Source organism: Sphingomonas silueang (assembly GCF_040049155.1).
In the GTDB taxonomy this organism is placed as follows: Bacteria; Pseudomonadota; Alphaproteobacteria; order Sphingomonadales; family Sphingomonadaceae; genus Sphingomonas; species Sphingomonas silueang.
Window position 1 is genome coordinate 1 of record NZ_JBDZDK010000068.1, and the last position, 5078, is coordinate 5078.

At 63.1% G+C, this 5078-nt stretch carries 4 protein-coding genes; 1 reads left to right on the top strand and 3 read right to left on the bottom strand.

Translation table 11 applies throughout. From position 1 onward, the window contains the following. Positions 1 to 117 precede the first annotated feature (117 nt). The 3 genes from ABLE43_RS22960 to ABLE43_RS22970 all read right to left on the bottom strand — a co-directional run bounded on the left by ABLE43_RS22960 (position 118) and on the right by ABLE43_RS22970 (position 4295). Positions 118 to 3096: a Tn3-like element ISMpo10 family transposase gene (locus ABLE43_RS22960; RefSeq protein WP_012449407.1), complete on the bottom strand. Its 2979-nt coding sequence runs from the start codon at positions 3094 to 3096 to the stop codon at positions 118 to 120. Positions 3097 to 3100: 4 nt separating this feature from the next. Next, positions 3101 to 3685: a recombinase family protein gene (locus tag ABLE43_RS22965; RefSeq protein ID WP_010339849.1), complete on the bottom strand. Its 585-nt coding sequence runs from the start codon at positions 3683 to 3685 to the stop codon at positions 3101 to 3103. 133 nt (positions 3686 to 3818) lie between these two features. Continuing rightward, positions 3819 to 4295 (bottom strand): YkgB family protein, encoded by a 477-nt coding sequence (locus ABLE43_RS22970; protein WP_010339850.1) that lies wholly within the window; start codon positions 4293 to 4295, stop codon positions 3819 to 3821. Positions 4296 to 4399: 104 nt separating this feature from the next. On the opposite strand from ABLE43_RS22970, the gene ABLE43_RS22975 reads away from it, so the two are divergent. After that, positions 4400 to 4942, top strand: coding sequence for a MarR family winged helix-turn-helix transcriptional regulator (locus ABLE43_RS22975; RefSeq protein WP_010339851.1), 543 nt, complete (start codon positions 4400 to 4402; stop codon positions 4940 to 4942). Positions 4943 to 5078 lie beyond the last annotated feature (136 nt).

Genomic DNA, 5078 nt, shown 5'->3' on the forward strand with positions numbered 1-5078 from the left:
TTATGCACGTCCAGACCAACGTATTTCACTGCCTCCGTCATGACTCGCCTCCGCTGCTGAAAAATCCATCATCAGCATCTCAGATTCGAGCCTCCGAGGCTCGGGCAGTCATGGGGTCTAAGGTTTTGCCGTGCCTTCGACGGCGCGCATCTGGCGAAGCGGTCTGAGCGCGGTGGATGGCGCATCGGGATCGGTCCAGAGGTAATCGCCGGTGAGATTGATATGCTGCCAACCGAGCGGTGATAGGTGTTGCAGCAGGTCCGGCGGGACCGGCCGGCCGAGGTTGGCGAGATGCATCCGGGCGGCTTGCAGGTAGGTCGTGTTCCACAGGACGATGGCACCGGCGACGAGGTTCAGCGCGCTCGCCCGATGGCTTTGGGCTTGCAGCGCATGATCGCGGATACGGCCGATGCGATGGAAGAAGATGGCGCGTTTCAGGGCATTTTCCGCTTCTCCCTTGTTGAGTTCGCGGGTGGCGCGGCGACGCTGTTCGGGCTGCTCGATCCAGTCGAGCGTGAACAGGGTACGCTCGACGCGACCGATCTCGCGCAACGCCAGTGCCAGGCCGTTGGCGCGTGGATAGGAGCCGAGCCGTTCCAGCATGATCGAGGCGCTGACGACGCCTGTGCGGATCGAGGTTCCCAGTCGCAGCACGTCGTCCCAGTGTGCCTCGATCAGACCTTCGTCGATGCGGCCCGCGACCAGCGGCGCAATATCGGGGCCGGGTTCGATGCCGTTAAACAGGTGCAAACGGCGTGCGGCGATATTCGGGATACGCGGCGCGAACCGGAACCCAAGCAGATGACATAGCGCGAACACATGGTCGGAGACGCCCCCGCCATCGACGTGATGCTCTTCGATGTGCAGATCGGCGCCGTGGTGGAGCAGCCCGTCGAGCACCTGTGCCGCCTCGCTCGCCGAAGCGGAGATAACTGTGGAATGGAACGGCGCGTAGCGATCCGAGACGTGGCTGTAAAAGGAGACAGCCGGCTCTGTCCCCTTGTGCGGATTGACTGCGCCGGTTGCCTGGGCGCGGCGGTCGAGCGGAAAGTTCTGACCGTCTGAGCTGGACGAGGTGCCGGACCCGAACAGCGCGGCCAGCGGCGCGGTGTGTTGGGCGTCGACAAGCCGGGCGAGCGCGCGACCGTAGGTTTCCTCGCGCAGATGCCATGAGGCGAGCCAACCGAGTTGGCGCTGGGTCACGAGATTGCAGGCTTCCGCCATGCGCGTATGGCCCAGATTGGTGGCATCGGCGAGCACCGCCGTGAGGATCGCACGTGGTTCATCCGCGGCACGGCCACTTTGCAGATGCGTGAAGCACTGGCTGAACCCGGTCCATCGATCGACTTCGGCAAGAAGGTCGGTGATGCGGATCGCGGGCAGATGCGCATAGAGCGGCGCAAGGGCGGTATCGGATTCCTCGGGAGTAATCGCCTTCAAGGGCGAAATCCGCAGCCTGCCCAAGCTGAGCTGCACGTCTTCCAGCGCGTCCGTCTCCGCCTTTCGCTCGACCTCGGCCAATCGACGGGCGAGGCGGGCGCGTCGTTCGGCCAGCCAGATATCGGCCGTATCCGGTGCCGGTATCGGCAAGGGGCCGGCCGCGCGCATGTTGGCGAATACGGGGGCAGGAATGAGTTGCTGCTCGACAGCACGATAGCGTCGGCTTCCCTCGACCCACATGTCGCCGGCGCGAAGCCGGTCGCGAAGCTCGACCAGCACGCACAATTCATAGATCCTGCGATCGGGAATGCCGGTGCCGATCGCCCGACGCCAAGCTTGCCGGATGAAGCCGACTGGCGTGCCTGCAGGCAATTTGCGCAGATGACCAAAATGAAGGTCGCGCATGATCGCGACCGCTCGCGCGAGCGCATGGCAGGCTGGCACCGCCCCGAATGTGAACGAGGCGATGAACGAGGGACCGACCTGTCGGAGGACGGGGTAATTGGTCGCGGCGACCGCGACGGGATCGACCGAATCGGGGCGGATCAGCTTGCGGGCTTCATCGACCTCGCGGCCGAGATCATTCCATCCGATCGCTGCCTCGACCGCAGCGCCGATATCGCCACCTGATATCTTGGCGGCGAGCAAGGCAGCGCCGAGTTGGGCAAGCAGCCGGATTTTGCCGTTGATGGTGCGCCGGTTGCGCTTGAGTGTCGTGTCCGCGCTGTTCTGTTCGCGCCGGAACATCTGCCCAAGCAGGCGATCGAACATCAGCACCGCATCGTCGGTGAGGGTAACGATGGTTTCGAGGATGGTCGCCACCAATGTGGCGCGACGCCGCGTCGCTTGCAGCGTCCGAACATGTTGCGCGGTCAGCCGCACGCCTTCCTGGCACAGGCGTCGGAGGCGCTCGGGATGGACGCCTACGGCGATATCCGGATCGATCCCGATGGCCCGAAGCAGTGTCAGTCGCTCGATGATGGCGGCGAATGTCTTTCGGCCGGGCTTGCCGGGTGACTGCCGCACCCAGGCCAGATCGCTCAAGTTCGTGCCTGTGTGGGGCAGGAGAAGCGCATCGAGCAGCCGGCGCTGTCGAGCATCGAGTCCTCGGGTCAGATGCTCGGCGACATGGCGTTCGGCATCGAGCAACGCCTGTGCGACCATCCGCTCGACCGAACTGATGCCCGGCACAATGATGCGCCGTCGCCGGCACTCATCCAGCATCACGCGCGCCAGCCTAGCCCCGCTGGTCGTCGTCAGCGCGATCGGCAGGAGCCATTCCTGCAACGTCGTTCGCAGCGGCCGACTGAGCGGCATGAAGCCGAATGCATCGCGCAGTGCATCGAGCTGTTCGTACCGGGTCGGGCCGCGCGTCGCGTAGTCGGCCAGCACCTCGGGTCCGACCTGCAATTGCTCTGCGACGAACGCGAGCGGCGTATCAGGGATCAGTTCACCGGGTCGCAGGAAACGGCCAGGATAGCGCAGCGCGCAAAGCTGGATCGCGAAACCCAGCCGGTTATGCGGTCGCCTCCGGCGGACGATGATGGCCAAGTCGTCCCGGCTCAATGTCCAGTGCTGGACGAGCAGGGTTTCGTCGTCGGGAAGCGCGAGCAACGCCGCGCGTTGCTCGTCCGACAGGACGGCGCGACGCGGCATCGGCTTAGACCTTGGCCGGTGCGGTCCAGCCGATCCGGGCAAGCGTGCCGAGAAGGGTCGAACGCGGCACCTTGAAGGTCCGGCAGACGGACGCCTTGCTGGCCCCGCCATCCAGCGCGGCGGTGATCCGCTCGAGCGTTTCGGCGTCGATCATCGGCGGGCGGCCACCTTGGCGTCCCCGGCGTTTGGCAGCAGCCAGTCCCGCCATCACCCGTTCGCGCGTGAGCGCACGCTCATATTGTGCCAATGCACCGAACAGCGAGAACAGCAATTCGCCGTGCGGCGTGGTCGTATCCATCTGCTCGGTCAGCGACCGGAACGCGATGCCGCGCGCCTTCAGATCGGTGACGATCGTCAGCAGGTGCGGCAGCGAGCGTCCGAGCCGGTCGAGCTTCCACACGATCAGTGTGTCGCCCGCGTTCAGATAGTCGAGGCAGGCTTTCAGGCCTGGTCGGTCGTCGCGCGCGCCGGATGCCTTGTCGGTATGGAGATGCCGATGATCGACCCCGGTTGCGACGAGCGCGTCCCGCTGGAGATCGACCGTTTGGCGGTCATCGGTCGTTGACACCCGCATATATCCGACCAGCATGTACGACAAACCCTCGAAAGCATGTTTTCGAACACCCTATCAAAGCGACAGGGTTTGTCGATCGTTATGGGCTGAGGCGGGTATGGTTCGGCAAAAGCGCAGGTCCGGAGCGTCGCCTATCACCTGTTTGCCGTCACGCGTCTGCTGTCCGTATGGACGCAAGTAGAAGGCACGCTGATGCCGCAAGAAGCACCAGGTCCTTCAACAGGAACTGTCCGGTTCCGGCCGAAATCGCCGGGAACCCGCCAGCGGTCGGCTCGGCGACGCCAGGCGTGCTCAGGAAAAACGTCAGTGTCACGGCATAAGTCAGGCATGACATCGCCGCGCCGAGAGCGGAGGCCGTCTTGTTGAAAGCACCGATAATCAGCGCAGCGGCCGTCGCGAGCTCGACGGTGCCTATAAAATAGCTTCCACCCTGCACCCCAAAAACGGCCGGAATCCAGCTCATGATCGGACTGTTCTTCATCAATGGCGCGATGCCCATCGCTTCATAGCTCGTGAATTTCATGCAACCGAACCAGAGAAAGATGACCACCAGCGCCCAGCGCAGCAACGCGAGAGACCCGCGAGAGCCGGTCGTCTTTTCAGCTATGTGTAATGTCGAAAACATGGTGCCTCGCTTTCATCATGGCGCATGACCTGCCTTCATGCTTAGACAGGCGTGATATATGCGCTGCGCATACACTATGCGCCGGCAATGAATGAGGCAACCCTTTGAACGTACTCTCGGACCGGCTCGTCAATCTGTTCGGCGCCCTCGCAGTGGGCATCACCGATCGAATTAAGAAGGCGGCATTCGACCCGACGATACCCGGCGGTGGCGAAACCACCGCGGCGATCGTCGTCATCGGTCACGCGACCGGTCTTTCGATCGACGAATTAGGACGGGTGCTAGGCTTGTCCCACGCGGGGACGGTGCGGCTTGTCGATCGATTGGTTGCAGCCGGGTTCGCCGTTCGATCCAAAGCGCTACGGGACCGTCGTGCAGTAGCGCTGATGCTCACTGAGGCAGGCGAGACTCGCCTATCTGCGATCCTGCAACGAAGAAACGAGACTTTATCCGAAATCCTTAGCCATGTCTCGAATGCTGACCGCCTCGTGCTGGAACGTATTGCCGAGACAATACTTGCGCAGATGTCTGACGACGCTGTCTCGGCGCTGACGATATGCCGGCTCTGCGACGAGAGGCGATGCTACAACTGTCCGATGGATGCCTTTGGAATGCTGGAGTCGTCGACGCATAGAGTCGACCCATAAGTGCGCGCAGAGACGCTTAGACCCCATGACTGCCCGAGCCTCGGAGGCTCGAATCTGAGATGCTGATGATGGATTTTTCAGCAGCGGAGGCGAGTCATGACGGAGGCAGTGAAATACGTTGGTCTGGACGTGCATA

Excerpts from the sequence above, each read along its gene's own strand:
- ABLE43_RS22960 (WP_012449407.1), bottom strand. The coding sequence starts at position 3,096 with ATGCCGCGTCGCGCCGTCCTGTCGGACGAGCAACGCGCGGCGTTGCTC.
- ABLE43_RS22965 (WP_010339849.1), bottom strand. The coding sequence starts at position 3,685 with ATGCTGGTCGGATATATGCGGGTGTCAACGACCGATGACCGCCAAACG.
- ABLE43_RS22970 (WP_010339850.1), bottom strand. The coding sequence starts at position 4,295 with ATGTTTTCGACATTACACATAGCTGAAAAGACGACCGGCTCTCGCGGG.